Genomic DNA, 18,758 nt, shown 5'->3' with positions numbered 1-18,758 from the left:
TGTAAAAAGCACAAAAAAAACAATCCGGGCACAGCAGGGAGGATCGCCGTGTCCGGATTGTTTTAGGAATTTATTCGTTTTTATCCTTTGGGGGTTCGGCGTTCATGCTGCCTTCAAATTTCTTCAGAAGTTTTGCAGCTGATTCCCGTCCGCCAATACCGAAGGCTACGGCAAAGGCAACAGCAAATGCGCTCAGAACAATGATGAAAGCCGCATTTACGATGTATGTTGCAATACCGAGCTGGTTAAGGGTCATAAAGGAAGCAAGAACGATTATGATGCATTTTGCTGCCAGGGCTGAGAACCCCGCATGTGGAAAGTGCTTTCGGATGAGGCCTTCAACCCAGGTGGCAAGGAGAAGGGCGGCTCCTATAATGATGACGGCACTGACTGCAAACGGCAGATAGGAGATGATTGCTTCGCCTGCAAACTCCAGCACTTCCAGGTTCAGGACATTTATGGCTTCAACGGCAAAAAGAAGTATGATAATATATTTTACGATTCCGCCGACCGCTTTGGAGAGGGAAAACTGCTGAAGCTTTGAGCTTTCATCTGTTACTATCTTTTTTATGATTCCGTCAGCGCCAACACCTGACAGGATTTCCGTTAACAGCTTTCCAACAAGCTTTGCAATAAACACTCCAATGATGACAATCGCGATAGCCACGAATATATTTGGCAGGAACAGAAGAATCTTATTAAGCATGGCAACTGCAGGCAGTGAGATTGCGGAAATATTCAGGACCTGTAAAGCTGCAATGATGACCATGATCAGGATCAGGACGTATACGACATAGGAAATCAGTGATGAGAGTTTTGTGCCTTCGGAAGCTGCAAGACCGCTTTTCTCCTGGAGTTTGTCGACATTAAGCCGTTTCAGGACAGGCGTCAGCAGCTGCCTGATGATTTTGGCAACAAAAATGCCTACAACCAGGATAATGCCTGCAGCAATGAGGTTTGGAATGAAATTGAGGAACCGGGAAGCCAGCAGGGCAATCGGAGCTGAAACATTCTGCATGCCAAGCTTATCAAGGACGCCGGGCAGGAATAAAATGAAAACAACGATGAAAACCAGTTTGCCTATAAAGTCGACCGAACTGCCCGTCGTTTCGTCAACAATCCCCACCTTATTCGTATACTTCTCTGCTTTTGATTTTTTCAGGAGTTTCACTACCAGGTTTCTGGCAATGGTAGCGACAACCCATGCAAGCAGCAGCAGGAGTATTGCGGTAATCAGGCCGGGAATTGCCTCGAAAAAGGAATACCACAGACTTTTCAAGTAACTCATAACAAAACCTCCTTCTTGAAATTGAAACACAGACTATGTGTTTTTGACAGGATAATTATAGCACAAATCACACAAAATAAAAATATAAACTGAAAATTAATAGAATTGCATCACGAATTGTACGATTGTTTAAAGCATTGTCAGCTAGGAGAGATGATTATGATAGAAATACCAGAAAGCAACAATATCGCAAGGCAGCTTAACGAAAAAATCAAAGGGAAGACAATCGGGAATGTCTATTTTTGCCCTGTGTGTCAGCCCGTTCCGGAAAAGTGACAGACATAGAGAAGCGTGTTAGAATTAGATAATAAGGAAAGCGCGGGAGGCGATTGCCATGAATTATGATGAATTGCTTGCTTTTTTTAAGAAACTCGACAGGTCGGCGTTTATAGATAACGAATACAAACCATATTCGGGAGTAGACGAAGCTCTGCCGATCGGCTACGGACAGACGATTTCGCAGCCAAGCCTGGTAGTTGAGATGACAAGGCTTCTGGGACCGGAGAAGGACAGCAGGGTTCTGGAAATCGGAACAGGTTCCGGGTATCAGACGGCGCTCCTTGCAGAATTTTCCGGCCAGGTATTCACGGTCGAACGGATTCAGGAGCTGTCCGTAAAAGCCCAGGACAGGCTTGAGGAGATGGGATATAAGAACATCGTGTTCAAGGTCGGAGACGGCAGCGAGGGATGGGAGGAAAACGCACCCTATGACAGGATCATGGTCACAGCTGCGGCAAGCGAACTGCCCCAGGAACTCATCGATCAGCTGAAGCCGGGTGGCAGGATGGTAATTCCGGTGGGACCGCCGGATATGCAGGAACTGGTTCTCGTTACCAAAGATATGAAGGATGAAGTCGACAGCGAGGTTATTGAACACGTCAGATTTGTGGAGCTACATGGCAAGTATGGATGGCGTGAGCCGAACTTCTGATAGCGCATTTTATAGAAAAGGCCCTCCGGGACGGTTGAAGCATAGCCGTCCCGGAGGGCCTTTTAGGCAATAAAGAATCATGTCTTTTTTGGAGACTGGAGGAGTATTGATGTGCTGTCGAAGTCTATGATCCAAGCATCCTTTATGTAGTCGCCTATGATTTTAAGAGAAAGGTTGAACCAGCTTAAGCATCGGTCCAGGACGATGGAATCGCCGCTGACGACCCGTTCCATTCCGTAAAACATCACATCTGCATTAGGTACGAGCACTACCTGGACAGGCATTTCCCAGTTCTTGGCATGTTCAAGAATGCTCTTTTTCAGACGGCCGGAGTTCGATACGGGCGAATCCAGATAGAAGACAGCCTCCGGCACGGAAAGTTCCCGCAAGCATCTGCCGATAAGATCCAGAGCCTTGTCTGTCTGCGCAATCAGACTGTAGGTTCCCCTCAGTCCGGCAAGATCCCTTAAAACCCCGTCACTTCCTTTGATGATGGGACTTCCGGATAAAGCGACTTCAAGGGTAATAATCAGGTTGAATCCGTCGACATAGAGGCATCCATGTTTTGCGGCCTCGAAAGGCAGCATAGCGGATTTTCGCCTTTTGTTCTGGATACTTGAGGAGGCTGCTCTTTTCAGGGCATTTCTCTGTCTGGCAGATAACTGGTACCGGTTCCCTGTAAATTCGATTATGGAGTCTGTTTTATAGCCGCGGTCAAGGAGCCAGCTGACATCCTTATGGGCAGCTGCGAGCCTGGCAAGAGCTTCACCGGTAAACCATGCGGAATCATTTGGGTTGGAGCCTCTTTTTCCTGCGTTAGATGGCATTTCGGACACCCCTTTCGGAATAGAACAGATGCTTTGTCTTTGGATTTGTGCTGTAGCACATATTTATTATAACATTTTCTGATGTGAAACAGGAATTAAAGTGTTATAATTATGTCAAAGTAAGGGCTGAGGATATTACTGTTCACACGTCGTTTTTACATCGCGAAGCGTGTTATTGTTCACGGAGTGAATGGTAACCGGAGAATACAGGCGGAATACTTACAAATATAGGTACAAACATACTTCGATATAAGAAAGGGGATTTAAAATGAAGAAGTTAATGTCAGTTTTGATAGTCATCATGTTAAGCGTTACCATGATAGGAGGGTGCAGTGGTTCGGAAGGCGGAAACGGTGATACCGCAAGTGAAAAGACCACAGCAGAAACAGGAAACGAAGAAACCGGAGAGGAAGAAACCGGGCAGGCAGAAAAAATGGATATCAGCATCGCCGGGCTTAAAGGAGCAACCTCAATCGGCATGGTGAAGATGATGGAGGTTGCTGCAAATGGAGAGGCTGCCAACAATTATAAGTTCAAGGTGGCAGGCACAGCGGATGAAATCAGTGCGGCACTCGTGAAGGGCGAAATCGATATAGCTGCTGTTCCATGCAACCTTGCATCTGTGCTTTATAACAAGACTGAGGGTGGGATCATGCTTGCCGGAATCAATACGCTGAACGTCCTTTATGTAATTGAGACAGGCATGTCAGTCAGTTCAGTGGAGGACTTGAAAGGCAGGACAGTCTACTCAACAGGAAAAGGAACGACTCCGGAATATACCCTCAATTATCTGCTTCAGTCGAACGGGATAGATCCGGCTTCAGATTTGACAATTGAATACAAGGCAGAGGCCACTGAGGTGGCGTCCATACTCAGCAGCTCAGAGGATGCCATAGCGGTGCTTCCACAGCCTTATGTCACCACAGTCATGATGAGCAACGATAAGGTAAGGATTGCGATTGACATTCAGGAGGAATGGGATAAAATCAGTAACGACGGAAGCGGTATCGTAACAGGCGTAGTTGTTGTCAGGAAGGACTTTCTTGAGGAAAACCAGGAAGCAGTAGATGCATTTCTGGAGGAATACAAGGATTCAGCAGCTTACGTAAATGAGAATGCTGGCGACGCGGCTGCCCTTGTTGAGAAGTTTGAGATTTTCAAGGCAGATGTCACAGAAAAGGCGATCCCGCTGTGCAATATCACGTTCATTGGCGGGGATGAGATGAAGGAAAAGGTAAGCGGATACCTGGAAGTTCTGTTTGGACAGAATCCGAATTCGGTCGGGGGGAAAATGCCGGGTGATGATTTCTATTATCTGAAGAAATAAAAGCAGTGGAGGAACGGATGATGGGTAAACTGAAAAGGGATATTACAGACAACAGATATAAAATAGCAGCAGTCCTTTTCTGGATTACGGTATGGCAGGTCCTCAGCATGGCTGTAGGCAGGGAGATGCTTCTGGCATCTCCTTTTGCAGTCATGGGAGCACTGTGGGGGCTGTTTCGGGAGGCAGAGTTCTGGCAGTCGGTCATGTATTCGTTTTCGAGAATTGTTCTGGGATTTTTCATGGCGATTGCAGCCGGCATCGTGCTGGGCGCATGTTCACATAGGAGCAGGCTGGTCAGGGAAATCCTTGCACCGCCTATGGTTATTATAAAGACGACACCGGTAGCTTCATTTATCATAATCGCATTGATCTGGGTGCATTCAAAGAACCTTTCGGTCCTGATTTCATTTCTGATGGTGCTGCCTGTTGTCTACAGCAACATGCTCCAGGGGATACAGAGCACGGATCAGAAGCTTCTTGAGATGGCAAAGGTATTCCGGGTTCCGCGTATGAAAAAAATGATCTACATCTATATTCCTGCCGTTATGCCGTATTTTATCTCAGCCTGTTCGGTAGGCCTTGGTTTCTGCTGGAAGTCAGGGATTGCAGCAGAGGTAATCGGCCTTCCATCCCGTTCGATAGGAGCGAGACTTTATGAGGCCAAGCTTTACCTTATGACAAAGGAGCTTTTTGCATGGACCATAGTCATTATTATAATCAGCGTGTTTTTTGAAAAAACAGTCATGAGAGCGATACATTTCGTGGAAAGACGGGTAAAGAGATATGGCAGTTGAAATCATTGATTTAAAGAAGAAATTCGAACAGCAGACAGTGCTTGAGGGCTTCAGCGCTAAATTCGGAGACAACTCCATAACCTGCATCATGGGTGCCTCGGGAGCGGGCAAGACCACGCTGCTGAACATCCTGCTGGGGCTGATGGATCCAGACAGTGGGACTGTTTCAGGAATAAGCGGGAAGAGGTTGTCCGCGGTATTTCAGGAGGACCGTCTCTGCGAGGGGCTTGATGCAATTGGAAATATAAAGCTGGTCGTGGATAAAAAGATAACAAGGAAGGATATTGAGGAGGAATTCTCCAAGGTGGGACTTGAGGATTACCGGGGAAAACCGGTGTCAGAGCTCAGCGGAGGCATGAAACGCAGAATAGCTCTCGTGCGTGCCCTTATTACAGATCCGGACATCGTTATCATGGACGAACCGCTGAAAGGCCTGGACGCCAAACTCAAACACAAGGCAACAGAGTATATTAAGGAAAAAGTAAAAAATAAGATTACAATCATCGTGACCCATGACAAAGCAGAGGCAGAAGCATTCGGTGCTGAAATCATAATGCTGAAGAAAAAATCCAGCAGGGCGGATGAAAGCGCCTGTTAAGTCGGAGACTTATCCTGCGCTTTTACGATCTGCCGGTATTTCAGAGGCGACATGCCCAGCTGCTTTTTGAATAGCTTAGAAAAATAACTGAGGTCATCCAGCCCGATTTTATCGGCAATCTCCTGAATCGGAAGTTCAGTGGAATTCAGCAGTTTTATGGCTGCCTGTATCCTCTGTGCATGGATGAAGTCCGTCAGTGTGGTGCCGTATTCCTTCCTGAACTGTGCGGACAGATAGGTCGGATTCAGATTCAGCGCCTCGGCTATTACACTGAGGGACAGGGGAGAACTCAGGTTCAGATTGATGTAGTTGATCATCTTCCTTACGGTATGGGAGTAGCCGGCAAGGGAATAGTTCTTTACAAGCATGCAATACTTGCGTGTGATATCGCTTGTCATTGGATAAAGCAGAGTCGAATCCGTAATGGCTTCAATCTGTACTGCGATTTTTTCGGAAAGTTTGTCAATATAGAAGGGATGCACCATTCCTGCTTCTGTAGCTTTCCTGCAAAGCGTATTTAGTATGAGCAGTGTGTTTTTTAGATTTCTCAAGGGATTTTCAAATCGCCTGGGCACGTATTTCTGTGTGAATTTCTGAATATAGTAGAGCGCTGAATCGGAGTCGCCGGCCTTGACTGCCTCAAGCAGATCGTTTTCAATTGCATACCGTTGCTCCAGGATTTCCATCGAAAAATTCAATGCCGCATCTGGTTCTTCGGAATAATCAAATCCTGCAGATGCCTGGAATATTTTGATGTTTTTTGGATCGTATGAAGGGAAGAGGTACGAGGCTATCGTATGCACGGATGCAATAATTGAGCACTCTATGGTCACGGGTATGGTCTGGAAATAGTTTTTGATCGTAGGCAGGAGAGAGGCAGGAAACTGGTTTTTGTCCATAATCCTTTTATAAAAGGCATCGTCGGGGATTTCGAAAATATAGGGACCGATAGTCAGAAATTCGTATTCGGAAGTGTCGGGAATCAGCAGGAAAGCATAGTTCAGATCAAGGCTGTTCTGTATAAAATGTATGTAGTTTTTCTGGGCGTTCTGAAAGATGTCAAGTTCCAGTATGGTTCTGTAATCAAAATCCCGGTTAAGAGCCTTGTAAAGCCCCCTGTCCATGAGCTCCATATCATCATAGGGGGGCTGAAAATGGTGCACGTCTATGCCGAGGGTTGACTGGATCAGGTCTTGTATGAGATTGATCGGGAAATCGTTCATTGCGAATCTCCTTTCTGAGCGGCATGGTATTGTGGAAATTGTCACAGTACAAGTACAATATTTGTTTTGAGATTATAATACCAAAAAATAGTACAAATGTAAATGAAATAGTCATAACGGTTATTTCATGAGAGTGGTATTCTGTTATTGTTAACACATCATCCGGTGCATCGCGAAGCGTGTTACTGGTCACGGAGTGAATAGTAACGGTATTCTAATAACATAATATTTGGAAGGAGACATCGACATGTCAGGTAATAATCAGAAAAACAATCAGGTCAGACCATTCGGTCTCAAGGATAAGCTTGGATATATGTTCGGAGATTTCGGAAATGATTTCAGCTTTATCTTTGCAAGCAGCTATTTAATGGTATTTTATACAAAAGTACTGGGGGTAAGCGGAGCAATAGTGGGGACACTCTTCCTGGCTGCACGTTTTGTGGATGCATTTACTGACGTCGGGATGGGACGTATCTGTGACACCATGAAACCAGCAAAAGACGGCCGTTTCAGATCATGGATCAGAAGAATGGCTGTTCCGGTTGCGATTGCAAGTATGCTCATGTATATGTATTTTGTAAAGGACTGGTCGTATACAGCTAAGATTATCTATATGTCGGTTACCTACCTGTTATGGGGCAGCATCTGCTATACAGGAATCAACATTCCTTACGGGTCAATGGCTTCTGTGGTCAGCGCAGATGCAGGAGACAGGTCGGCTCTTTCCACATTCAGAAGCATGGGCAGTACACTGGCATCGCTTGCAATCAATGTAATCGCTCCATTGATCATCTATACGACTGACGAAGCAGGAAACCAGGTAGTCGTACCGGAGAACTTTACGATTATAGCGGTGGTATTCGGAATATTGGCTATAGTATGCTATACAATCTGCTATAAATTTGTGATTGAACGTGTGCAGGTTACACCTAAGAAAGAAGAGCAGGTAAGCTTACTTCAGTCATTCAAAGGAATATTTAAGAATCGTGCCTTGTTGTCATTGATCGGAGCTGCCTTGATGCTCCTGTTGGCAATGATTTTATCCCAGAGTATGAATACATACCTTTTCATGGATTACTTCAAAAACACGAAACTGCTGGCAGTAACAAGCTTTTTCAGTGTTGGAGCAATGCTTGCAGCAGCACCGTTTGCATCCATCCTCTCCAAAAAATTCGGTAAAAAGGAATCAGGAAGTGTAAGCATACTGATAGCGGCAGCGGCCTACATGCTCATGTTCTTCCTGAAGATAGAATCACCTGTCGTATTTATTGTTTTAATGATGGTGGGATACTTTGGAATGGGATTCTTCAACATGATCATCTGGGCATTTGTAACAGATGTCATTGATTACCAGGAAGTAAGGACATACAAAAGAGAAGATGGAACCGTATATGCAATCTATTCATTCTCACGTAAAGTCGGACAGGCACTTGCAGGCGGCTTAGGCGGTTTTGTCCTCACGGCAATCGGATATGCATCGGGAGCAGCTTCCCAGACAGCGGAAGTCTCCAATAAGGTTTACTCAGTTGCAACGTTGGCTCCGGGCTTATGCTACCTCGGCGTATTCCTTGTCATGACATTCGCTTATCCGCTGACAAAAGCGAAAGTCCAGGAGAATTCTGCCGAACTGATCAGACGTCGTGGCGCTCAGAAATAATAAACAGGTCATCAGAAACTGAAATGAAGCCAGGCGGAATGATTCATATTCCGCCTGATCTTTTACCGGACTGTAAGAGTAAAAGAAAGTTGAAGAGCAAGAAAGGAAGAATATCCAACTATGAGAATTATAAAAAATGTAAATGAAAACTGGGCATTCCTTAAGGATTGCGGTAAAGTACCTGTAGCAGTACCGGAAGACAGCGAAATCGTAAATCTTCCTCATACATGGAATGGGGCAGACGGACAGGATGGCGGAAACAACTACCTGAAAGGCGCCTTCTATTATGTGAAAAATATCGTTAAGCCGGCAGCGGAAAAAGTGTTTATTGAAGTAGAAGCAGCTGCGAATGCTTCGAAAATCTTCGTAAACGGAATCGAAATGGTTTACCATGAAGGCGGATATTCGGCTTTCAGGGCTGACATCACTGAAACCCTGCAGGACGGGGACAATACGGTTGCAATCCTTGTTGACAATACTCCTAAAGACAATATTTATCCTCAGATGGCCGACTTTACCTTCTACGGCGGATTATACAGAAATGTAAACCTCATTACCGTTATGGAAAGCCATTTTGACCTTGAATATTTCGGCGGAAACGGATTCGAAATCGCTTCGACAGTAGAAGAAGGAAATGCCATCGTGAATTTCAAGGCTTACGTTAAGAATCCTTCGGAAAACCAGACTGTGGAATTCCTTCTTTTAGATGCAGAAGGAAAGGTGGCAGCAAGTGCAAGCTGTCCTGCAAAAGAAGTGGCTGAAACAAAAGTAATGCTTTTGAACCCGCATCTGTGGCAGGGTGTAGAGGATCCGTATCTTTACGCTGCAAAAGCAATGCTGGTAGTGCATAACGAAGTGATCGACGAAGTATCGGCAAGACACGGAATCAGGACCTACAGCGTAGACCCTCAGAAAGGGTTCTTTCTGAACGGCACTCTTACACCACTTCGTGGCGTATCGCGTCATCAGGACCTTCTCGGTGCAGGAAATGCCCTCACAAAAGAGGAGCACTACAGGGATATGGAATTCATCAGGGAGATCGGTGCAAATACAATCCGCCTTGCGCATTACCAGCACAGCCAGTACTTCTTCGACGCGTGTGATGAAGCGGGTATGGTGGTATGGGCTGAAATCCCATTTATCTCAGTCATGAATAAGGTTCCGGCGGCACATGACAACTGCATCAGCCAAATGAAAGAACTTATCGTCCAGAACTACAACCATTCTTCGATCTGCTTCTGGGGAATCGCAAACGAAATTACAATCGGAGGCGAAAGCCCGCAGCTTATCGAAAACCTGAAAGAGCTTGACAGGCTCACCCGGGAAATGGATCCTTCAAGGCTTACAACAATCGCGCAGGTTTCGATGGTTCCGGTTATAAGCGAAATGAACAGGATTACCCAGACGGTAAGCTACAATCATTATTTCGGATGGTATGGCGGAACGCTGGAACAGAATGAGTCATGGCTGGATGATTTCCACCAGAGATATCCTGAAATTCCATTAGGACTTTCAGAATATGGTGCTGAAGGCATCATTACTTACCACAATGATAATCCGAAGGTCAAGGATTATTCGGAAGAATACCAGGCTCTTTACCATGAACATATGGCTAAAATCATTGAAGAAAGGCCATGGCTCTGGGCAACCCATGTGTGGAACATGTTCGACTTCGGCTGTGATGCAAGGGATGAAGGCGGCGTAAAGGGAAGAAACAACAAAGGCCTCATGACGCTTGACAGAAAGATCAAAAAAGATTCCTTTTATGTGTATAAGGCATTCTGGAGCAAAGAGGGGTTCGTACATATCTGCGGACACAGATATGCGCAGCGTAAAGGCAGCACGACAACCATAAAGGTATACAGCAACCAGCCTTCAGTTGAGCTTTTCGTAAACGGAAAATCATTTGAAGTCAAAGAAGGATACCGCATCTTCATCTTTGAAAATGTTCCCTTAGAGGGACTTACCATGATCAATGCAAAAGCAGGTGAATTCTTTGATGCAATGTCGATCGAAAAGGTTGCAGAAGCCAACCAGCAATACATCCTTGTTGAAGAAGATGACGGATCAGAGGGCGCAGCAAACTGGTTCAACCCGGATGACTTCAATGATGTTAAGTCACTTGAATTCAAGGAAGGGTACTTCTCAATTAAGGATTCTGTAGGGGATGTCCTTGCTCATGAAGAAGCAGGAACTGCGCTGATCCAGCTTTTCAATGCGACATCAGGAATGAAGATCAAGAAATCAACCCTTGGCATGTTTCAGGATGTAGCTGTAGAAGGTATCCTCAATCTCCAGGGCAGCGACGGAAGCATCGAGGCAGAAGCGAAGAAGGAAAGACTGCTGATCATGCTGAATGAAGTGCTGGGCAGGTTTAAAAAGTAAAATTGCAGGTAACTGTTCAGCCCCCCTGTCCCGCAAGGCGTTTTCATGCTGATCTTGCATAAAAACCCGAGTTCTGCATGCGCCAAATTGCTGTTTCTGCAATTTGTGTGCATGAGGTGTAACTATGAAGGACATAGTCCTGAATAGTTACAATTGCAGGAAGCCAGGTTTCTGGCACGGCCTTTATAAAGGGAGTTCCGCTGAATCGGATTGTTATAGTCCGGTTCGCGGGGCTTTTTTGCTTTACAGGAGTGGTGTGTCAAAAGCCCATTTACGAAATAGTATTCGTCAATTTGCACAAGTTTTAATAATGAGGACGTGATGCAAAACATGTTGATTCGCAGCGCGCTCTCGCTTAGATGAAGACGTAGTGGTACGTAAGGCCGCAAAATACGCGGCCTAAGTGCCAACGTCTTCATAAAGCTGCTCATCAATTCATGTTTTGCATCACTGCGTGATAGATGGCGAATGTGCAAATTGACGAAGGCGAACGTTACGAGAGGGCTTTTGTGGTGGGGTATGGAGGATTTGACATGCTGATTTTTACAGGCAATTTTTCGAATCGCCTGTAAAGCAAAAATGCATCGCCAGGATATGAAGCGAACGGACTGCACATGCAAAGTGGGTTAAAATCATACTTTCGAGGATTTGGAGTTGTATGATACAATGTATATTGTTTGTTTGAAAAAATAGCTGTTCAGAGCCATCTGTTCATGGAAGGTATCGGCTATAGAAAATGGAGTTGAAGAAATGGAAGAATTAAAAAGAAATGAACTGGCAACAAAGGGTATCGGGAAGCTGCTGTTTTCAATGGCGCTGCCTGCAGTAACGGCCCAGATCATAAATGTTCTCTACAACATGGTCGACAGGATGTATATCGGACATATTCCGGACATAGGTGCTGCGGCGCTGACGGGCGTCGGCATAACAATGCCGCTGATAACCGTGATCTCGGCCTTTGCCGCACTGGTCAGCATGGGCGGTGCTCCCCGTGCTTCCATCATGATGGGGAAAGGCGAAAAGGATACGGCAGAGAAAATTCTTGGAAACTGTGCAGGTGCCCTTGTCGTTATTTCTCTGATACTGACGGCCCTTGTGCTTCTGTATGGAAAAAGGATTATGATGCTGTTCGGAGCCAGCGGAAATACCATCGGCTATGCAATGGATTATATCAATATATATGCATGCGGAACAATATTCGTGCAGCTTGCGCTTGGTCTGAATGCCTTTATAACGGCTCAGGGTTTTGCAAAGGTGAGCATGCTGACAGTAACAATAGGCGCAATTTCAAATATTATTCTGGATCCAGTCTTCATATTCGGCTTCGGCATGGGTGTCAAAGGAGCCGCTCTCGCCACGATTATATCCCAGGCCATTTCGGCGATATGGGTTGTCAGATTCTTAACGGGCAAAAGGACGATGCTGAAGATCAGGAAGAAATATCTGAGAACTGATTTTAAGGTATTCCTGCCCTGCCTGCTTCTCGGACTTTCACCTTTTATCATGCAGTCGACAGAGAGCCTTATAGCAATCGTGTTCAATACATCGCTCCAGAGATATGGCGGCGATCTGGCTGTCGGGGCTATGACGATCCTGACAAGCATTATGCAGTTTTCGATGCTTCCATTGATCGGACTTGCGCAGGGAGCCCAGCCTATTGTCAGCTTCAATTACGGAGCAGGCAATGGGGACAGGGTAAAGAAGACATTTTTGATTCTTGTGAAAGCATCGATTGCATATTCTGGTTTTATTTGGATGTTCGCAATGCTATTCCCCCAGGTACTGGCAGGGATATTCACGAGCAGCCCGGAACTGATAAAAGAAACTGTCATAGCTCTTAGAATTTATATGGCAGTATCATTTCTGTTTGGAATACAGATCAGCTGCCAGCAGACATTCGTTGCCCTTGGAAACGCAAAAGCATCCGTATTCCTGGCACTTCTGCGAAAAATCATACTGCTGATTCCTCTGATCTATATACTGCCTCTTTTTATGGAAGACAGGGTCAGGGCGGTATATCTGGCAGAGCCGGTGGCAGATTTCATTGCGGTGACAGTTACTGCAACGATGTTTTCATATCAGTTCGCAAAAATCATGAGGGGAATAAAAAAAAGGCAGGCATACAGAGAGTCGACGGATATAGCCGACTGAACATATTCGCTATATGAATCCACTTGGACCAGAAGCGGGGATAAAAAAACAAATCAGATATTGGAGTGAACTGAAATGAAGAATAATTATAAGATACTGACTGATGACAATTACGGAAAGATAGCACTTATTTTTAAGAGCCTGCTTGTGGGTATGGCTGCAGGAGGGGTGGTTGTAATGTACAGGATTACACTTACCTATGCTGAAGAATTTGCTTTCGGGATGTATGGATTTATGAGGGAAAACCTGCATATGATTCCGGTTTTGTTGGCCGGACTATGCCTTGCGGCTTATTTTGTCGGATTTCTGGTTTCAAAGAATAACATGATTTCAGGAAGTGGTATACCACAATTAAAGGGAATACTTGGGGGATATTTTGCTAAAAGAAAAAACTGGCTGCATATACTCTGTAGTAAATTTGTCGGAGGAGCCATAGCGATATCCGCCGGCCTGTCGCTTGGAAGGGAGGGCCCATCCATACAACTGGGGGCTAGTATTGCAGAAGGAATCGGAAAGAAAGTTGGGAAAAGCCGTCTGGAAAGAAAGATACTTATGGCGAGCGGCGCAAGTGCAGGACTGGCTGCAGCTTTCAATGCTCCTATGGCAGGTGTTGTGTTTGCGCTGGAAGAGATTTTTAAATATTTTTCTCCAGTAATCCTGCTTTCAACGATGTCAGCAGCTGTTGCAGCAGATTTCCTTTCAAAGGAAGTGTTCGGGATAGCGCCGGTTTTTGAATTTGAGGTGACCAGAGCCATTCCACTGAGAGATTACTGGATGCTCATACTACTTGGAATAATTATGGGGATCATGGGTGCGTTTTATAATTATGCGTTGCTGAAGACCCAGAAGCTTTATGGAAAAATGAAGTTTCTGAACGAACGTACCAGGCCAATCATACCTTTCATGATGGCTGGAATATTGGGCCTCGCTTTTCCTGTGGTTCTTGGAGGAGGTCACAGGATCATTGAGGAGCTGACTCTTCAGAACGGAATCTGGTTCATTAGTATCATATTTATTTTGAAATTCATATTTTCAGCAGTGAGCTTTGGTTCAGGAACACCGGGAGGCATATTCTTTCCGCTTCTGGTACTGGGAGCATCAGTGGGCGCTATTTTCGCAGGAATATCTATCAATTATTTTGGAATCGAAAGTGATTTTTTTTACAATTTTGTCATCCTTGCCATGGCGGGATATTTTACGGCGATAGTCAGAGCTCCGATAACGGGAATTGTCCTCATCATGGAGATGACAGGATCCTTTACCCACATGCTGTCCCTTACCGTTGTGGCAGTGACTGCATATGTTGCAGCTGATCTTTTGAAGAGTCCTCCAATATATGATGCACTTCTGGAGAACCTGATTAAAAAAGAGCATGTTGATTCAGAAAGGGAACACAGCAGGAAAATTCTGATAGAAATTGTTGTACAGCATGGATCGGAATTTGAGGATTGCCATGTCAGGGCGATAGAATGGCCGGAAAAGATCCTTCTTGTAGGCGTAAAACGCGGAGAAAGGGAAATTATTCCAAAAGGTGGAACGGAAATTAAAGCAGGGGATTATCTTTTCATACTTGCAGATGTTAGCGGTGAAGCCAGGACCAGGGAAATGCTGAATGCAATGAATGAACAGATTTAAAATATCTAGAGGGAAGGGAACAGAAATCTGATGTTATTGAAAAAACTTTCAACAGGCGACGAGGCGTTCCGCGAGGGAGACGTCATAAAAATTGAATTTTCAGGCAGGAGGAATGTGCTGTCGACCTGCGCCTGGAACGGCGGATACAGGGAAGACCTGGATTCTGTATTCAACTATGATTCAAGCCATGGCAAGACGGTCATGAGCAGCATGAAAGCCCCTACGCTGAAAGAACATATGCGGCTGACTGCATCGGAACTAGGCTTTGATGCCCAAAAGACCACGGGCATGTGTACAGCTGCCCAGATGAAGAACGTCTCCATCAGGGAAATATCCCATGAAGGGGTGACCGTTACAGCCATCGTAACGGGAGGAATAGATGTGAACGGGGGCAGGGCCGGGGATCCGGCGGCATGGTATGAGAAGGATGGAGGGTTTGAAACCATCCTGCGGAATCAGAAAATGCCGGGCCAGACAGACGGAACCATCAACATCATGCTGGTAATTGACGCAAAAGTTTCTCAATCTGTACTGGCATCGGCCCTGATGACTGTAACAGAAGCGAAGACGGCTGCGATACAGGAACTTCTGCTGCCAAGCAGATATTCTAATGGGATTGCAACTGGTTCAGGAACGGACAAAGCCATTCTGATCGGAAACCCATCGTCAGATGTGAAGCTTACCGATGCAGGCAAGCACAGCATGCTGGGCGAAATGATAGGGAAGACCGTCATGTCGGCCGTCAGGGAGGCTCTCGATAAACAGACAGATGCCAATCCGAAAAGCCAGCATAGCGTATTCAGCAGGATGGAGAGATTCGGCATGACCAGGGCGGGCGTTCTGGAGCTGTTGGAAAAGAACGGGGATTCCGGCTGCCCTTCACGGGAATGCCTGGAGGAAAAGGTGGAGGAGGCGGCAGGAGAATCAGGGATGGTAGTTGGGGCATCACTGTATGCGCACCTTCTTGACCAGCTGGACTGGGGCCTTCTGGATTGCAGTGAGGTAACAAAAGCCTGCAGACTGCTGATCGAGGGTACCTTGTCCAAAGCCGGATTTGACTGCATCGATCTGGATCGCAGCCCTGAAGCGCATGATGACAAAACAGATATAATCAGGGAGCTGGCCCGCAGATTTGAGAAGGCATTCGCGGCAAGTCTGTAAAAAGCATCAGGAAAGCATTAGAAAGGCATTAAGAAACCAGGAGCCACTTGTGGGTGTCAATCAGGTATCTTATCTTGATGCATTTCATGCAGTCCCCCATATCCACGTTGCAGACGAATAGTAGGGATTGGACCCCGGAGTAGTTTTCGTCCTTTGTAAACTCTATATTTGCAATTTTATAGGTGTGGAGCCTGTGGGCTTCATCCTCCATCCGTATATAGGCCGGCTTAATGCCGCCGACGGTATTAAAGGCAGCGATGGCATCTAACGGTATATTCATAATCACATGGGGCCTTTAGCCTGCCTGGAACCTGCCGGACAAATAAAAACCCGTCTGCCCTGCCTTTCTGTAGTTCTATAGTTGAGACATCGTATGATACTTATTCGCAAAGTGACTATTCAGGACTACGTCCTTCATAGCCACTGCTCTGAAGAGCTGCTTTATTTCAAGTTCAGATTGTTGTAATCGGGAGTCTTCTTTTCTCGTGAAATCCCCCCGGACATATGGTCTGTGGGACTTTCCAGGAAAGAGGCTCTTTTTATGGAGTCTATGCCGTATTTTCCGCGAATCTTATCTATGGCGGCATCCACTTTCTGGAGCTTTTCGTAATTGCAGTCTTCAAAAAGGGTGAGCTGCCTCGCATCGTCCTCATCGACGATCCGGCTGGTCTGGATTCCGAGAAGCCTTATGGGCGCACCTTCCCAAAGCTCGTCAAACAGTCTGCATGCAGCCTGGTGTATCTCGCGGGTTATGTTGGTGGAAGAGTAGAGGCTGACCTGGTGCGAGCATGAACGGAATTCACAGTCCTTAATACTCACAGATATGACCCCGGCTTTTTTGAAGTCCTTCCTTAGCCTGGTGGATACGGTCTCTGCCAGGGCAAGGAGCACCATCTTTGCTGCAGATTCATCCGAGATGTCGGCTGCAATCGTAGTGCTGTTCCCATAGCCTTTATTAGAACGCTGGTCCTTTTCTACAAGGGACACGTCCATCCCATTTGCAAAGTTCCAGATGAGTTCCCCGTGTTTGTTGAAGTGAGCCCTGAGCATGGCGGGATCCGCTTTTGCAAGGTCGCCTATGGTTATGATTCCCAATGAAAAAAGCTTTCTGGTGGTTGCCCGTCCGACAAAAAACAGCTCGGAAACAGGGAGAGGCCACATTTTTTCGGCAATCTCTTCAGGAAAGAGGGTATGCACGAGGTTGGGCTTTTTGAAATCTCCGGCCATCTTTGCAAGCAGTTTGTTGGTCGAGACCCCGATGTTGACGGTAAAACCAAGTTCGGTAAAAATTCTGTCCTTGATGTGGGTGGCTGCCACGACAGGGGAGCCGAAAAGCCCTTGGGTGCCGGTCATGTCCATGAAGGCTTCGTCGATGGAGTACTGTTCGACATCAGGGGTATATTCCTGCAGGATGCTCAAAAAGGCTTTGGATGAAGTCTCGTACAGGTTGTAGTGAGGAGGTACGAGGATAAGGCCCGGACATTTTTTCTGGGCATCGGAGATGGTTTCCCCTGTCTGGATATGGAATTTCTTTGCGGGATGGGATTTGGCCAGAATAATCCCATGCCTTTTTTTGATGTCGCCGCAGACTGCGGAGGGGATATCCCGGAGATCTTCAGTGCAGCCCAGATGTCTGATCCGGTATACGGCTTCCCAGCTTAAAAAGGCGCTGTTGACGTCAATATGGAAAATAATACGGTCCATCCGAAAACCTCCTTTCTGAACAGTTACTGAACTGTTACTATTATAACAGAACACATGTTCTGTTTGTAGTGGCAATAATCAACAAAAAACAGGCTAGAATTCCAGCCTGTTTTGAACATAATCATAACTGCTCAGAACCACTGTCTCGCGAGGTGTTTTTATGCTGAATTTGCATAAAAACCCGAGAACTGCATGCGCCAGATTGCTGATTTTGCAATTTGTGTGCATCATCAGTGACTATGAAGGACGTAGTCCTGAATAGTTACACATAATCAAATGAACGGGCAAGGACAGGCGGTTCAGAACGGAGTATGCGGTCTGTGCCGGAACTGTCCAGAAGCCAGGATTCCATAGCATCTTCCGTAAGAACAAGGGGCATTCGGTCGTGGACATCCGCGATGGAGCTGTTTGCTTCCGTGGTCAGAATGACGAAGCGGTTCTCGCCTTTGAAGTTGTTGTAAAGGCCGGCCATATACAGGATGCCGGAATTTTTAACAGAAAAGAAAATTTTGTTTTTTGAGGAATCCCATTCATAGAATCCGCTGGCCGGGATGATGCATCTGCGGCTCAGGAGGCTTTCGCGGAACATGGGCTTTTCAAAGGCAGTCTCCGAGCGGGCATTGATGATCACGCTTTTGCCCTTGAACCCGGGGAAGCCCCATTTGAAAATGTCAGGTGCTATTTTCCGGTCCGGGGCTGCCAGGATGGGAGCGGGCATGGAAGGGAAGATTTCACCGGTCAGTTTTGGAAAGTCCTTTACTTTTGCATCCAGCTGCTCTAGAATCTTCCGGATTTCTTTTGAGGTCGAATCGTCGACGTAGTATCTGCCACACATAAAATACCTTCTTTCTTATTTAAAGAGGCTGTTGAATTTGTCCTGTATCCTTTTCCTTTGCAGCCGGGTGCCGGCTTCGTCCAGGGAAATAGAGCCGTCTGCGTCCAAGAAGAGAAAGCTGCCTTCGGCCGCTCCACGGGGGAGTCTTTCAACGGGAATGTCTATAAAGGATAAGTCATCTTTTTCACATACAGCAAAGCCGCCTTCGAACCTGTCGATAATCAATTTTTCTATCATGGAGA

Annotated in this window: 16 protein-coding genes; 9 read left to right on the top strand and 7 right to left on the bottom strand. The window is 46.1% G+C overall.

Annotation, left to right across the window (positions count from 1 at the left end; genetic code table 11):
- Window positions 1-70: 70 nt before the first annotated feature.
- Window positions 71-1,288 carry a mechanosensitive ion channel gene (locus tag BJR36_RS05170; protein ID WP_091231044.1) on the bottom strand — a complete coding sequence of 406 codons (1,218 nt, stop codon included), beginning with the start codon at window positions 1,286-1,288 and terminating at the stop codon, window positions 71-73.
- A gap of 304 nt (window positions 1,289-1,592) precedes the next feature.
- On the opposite strand from BJR36_RS05170, the gene BJR36_RS05165 reads away from it, so the two are divergent.
- On the top strand, window positions 1,593-2,219 hold the full coding sequence (locus BJR36_RS05165; RefSeq protein ID WP_330387820.1) for a protein-L-isoaspartate(D-aspartate) O-methyltransferase: 627 nt from the start codon (window positions 1,593-1,595) through the stop codon (window positions 2,217-2,219).
- Window positions 2,220-2,296: 77 nt separating this feature from the next.
- On the opposite strand, the gene BJR36_RS05160 is transcribed toward BJR36_RS05165, so the two are convergent.
- Window positions 2,297-3,046, bottom strand: a complete 750-nt coding sequence (locus BJR36_RS05160) for a DUF434 domain-containing protein (protein WP_091231039.1) — start codon at window positions 3,044-3,046, stop codon at window positions 2,297-2,299.
- A 268-nt stretch (window positions 3,047-3,314) separates the two neighbouring features.
- Between BJR36_RS05160 and BJR36_RS05155 the strand changes: the two genes are divergently transcribed.
- Genes BJR36_RS05155 through BJR36_RS05145 form a run of 3 tightly spaced genes read left to right on the top strand, consistent with a single transcriptional unit; the run spans window position 3,315 to window position 5,765 of the window.
- Window positions 3,315-4,373 (top strand): ABC transporter substrate-binding protein, encoded by a 1,059-nt coding sequence (locus BJR36_RS05155; RefSeq protein WP_091231036.1) that lies wholly within the window; start codon window positions 3,315-3,317, stop codon window positions 4,371-4,373.
- A gap of 20 nt (window positions 4,374-4,393) precedes the next feature.
- Window positions 4,394-5,167 carry an ABC transporter permease gene (locus BJR36_RS05150; protein WP_091231033.1) on the top strand — a complete coding sequence of 258 codons (774 nt, stop codon included), beginning with the start codon at window positions 4,394-4,396 and terminating at the stop codon, window positions 5,165-5,167.
- The gene (locus BJR36_RS05145) at window positions 5,157-5,765 is read left to right on the top strand and encodes an ATP-binding cassette domain-containing protein (RefSeq protein ID WP_091231030.1); all 609 of its coding nucleotides are present in this window, start codon (window positions 5,157-5,159) and stop codon (window positions 5,763-5,765) included. Before BJR36_RS05150 ends, BJR36_RS05145 begins: the two co-directional genes overlap by 11 nt.
- Here the strand turns inward: BJR36_RS05145 and BJR36_RS05140 are convergent.
- Window positions 5,762-6,988 carry a helix-turn-helix transcriptional regulator gene (locus BJR36_RS05140; protein WP_091231028.1) on the bottom strand — a complete coding sequence of 409 codons (1,227 nt, stop codon included), beginning with the start codon at window positions 6,986-6,988 and terminating at the stop codon, window positions 5,762-5,764. The genes BJR36_RS05145 and BJR36_RS05140 overlap by 4 nt on opposite strands.
- Window positions 6,989-7,235: 247 nt before the next feature.
- Between BJR36_RS05140 and BJR36_RS05135 the strand changes: the two genes are divergently transcribed.
- The 5 genes from BJR36_RS05135 (at window position 7,236) to BJR36_RS05115 (ending at window position 15,977) form a co-directional block, all read left to right on the top strand.
- A complete protein-coding gene (locus BJR36_RS05135) occupies window positions 7,236-8,645 on the top strand; it encodes an MFS transporter (RefSeq protein WP_091231026.1) in 1,410 nt (469 codons plus the stop codon).
- Window positions 8,646-8,765: 120 nt separating this feature from the next.
- Window positions 8,766-11,030: a glycoside hydrolase family 2 protein gene (locus BJR36_RS05130; protein WP_091231023.1), complete on the top strand. Its 2,265-nt coding sequence runs from the start codon at window positions 8,766-8,768 to the stop codon at window positions 11,028-11,030.
- Between the two features lie 750 nt (window positions 11,031-11,780).
- On the top strand, window positions 11,781-13,181 hold the full coding sequence (locus BJR36_RS05125; protein WP_091231021.1) for an MATE family efflux transporter: 1,401 nt from the start codon (window positions 11,781-11,783) through the stop codon (window positions 13,179-13,181).
- 75 nt (window positions 13,182-13,256) lie between these two features.
- Entirely contained in the window at window positions 13,257-14,816 is a 1,560-nt protein-coding gene (locus BJR36_RS05120) for a ClC family H(+)/Cl(-) exchange transporter (RefSeq protein ID WP_091231018.1), read from the top strand.
- Between the two features lie 30 nt (window positions 14,817-14,846).
- Entirely contained in the window at window positions 14,847-15,977 is a 1,131-nt protein-coding gene (locus BJR36_RS05115; RefSeq protein ID WP_091231017.1) for an adenosylcobinamide amidohydrolase, read from the top strand.
- A gap of 28 nt (window positions 15,978-16,005) precedes the next feature.
- Here BJR36_RS05115 and BJR36_RS05110 read toward each other — a convergent pair whose 3' ends face one another.
- From BJR36_RS05110 to BJR36_RS05095, 4 genes are all read right to left on the bottom strand, one after another.
- Entirely contained in the window at window positions 16,006-16,257 is a 252-nt protein-coding gene (locus BJR36_RS05110; RefSeq protein ID WP_091231014.1) for a hypothetical protein, read from the bottom strand.
- Window positions 16,258-16,418: 161 nt separating this feature from the next.
- Window positions 16,419-17,681 carry a DNA polymerase Y family protein gene (locus tag BJR36_RS05105; RefSeq protein ID WP_091231012.1) on the bottom strand — a complete coding sequence of 421 codons (1,263 nt, stop codon included), beginning with the start codon at window positions 17,679-17,681 and terminating at the stop codon, window positions 16,419-16,421.
- A gap of 262 nt (window positions 17,682-17,943) precedes the next feature.
- Entirely contained in the window at window positions 17,944-18,516 is a 573-nt protein-coding gene (locus BJR36_RS05100; protein WP_091231010.1) for an SOS response-associated peptidase, read from the bottom strand.
- Window positions 18,517-18,531: 15 nt separating this feature from the next.
- A complete protein-coding gene (locus tag BJR36_RS05095) occupies window positions 18,532-18,753 on the bottom strand; it encodes a DUF3006 domain-containing protein (RefSeq protein ID WP_091231008.1) in 222 nt (73 codons plus the stop codon).
- Between the last annotated feature and the right edge of the window lie 5 nt (window positions 18,754-18,758).

Source organism: Anaerobium acetethylicum (assembly GCF_900096945.1).
In the GTDB taxonomy this organism is placed as follows: domain Bacteria; phylum Bacillota; class Clostridia; order Lachnospirales; family Lachnospiraceae; genus Anaerobium; species Anaerobium acetethylicum.
Note: the sequence above shows the minus strand (reverse complement) of the source record. Positions and strands in the feature narration are given on the sequence as shown.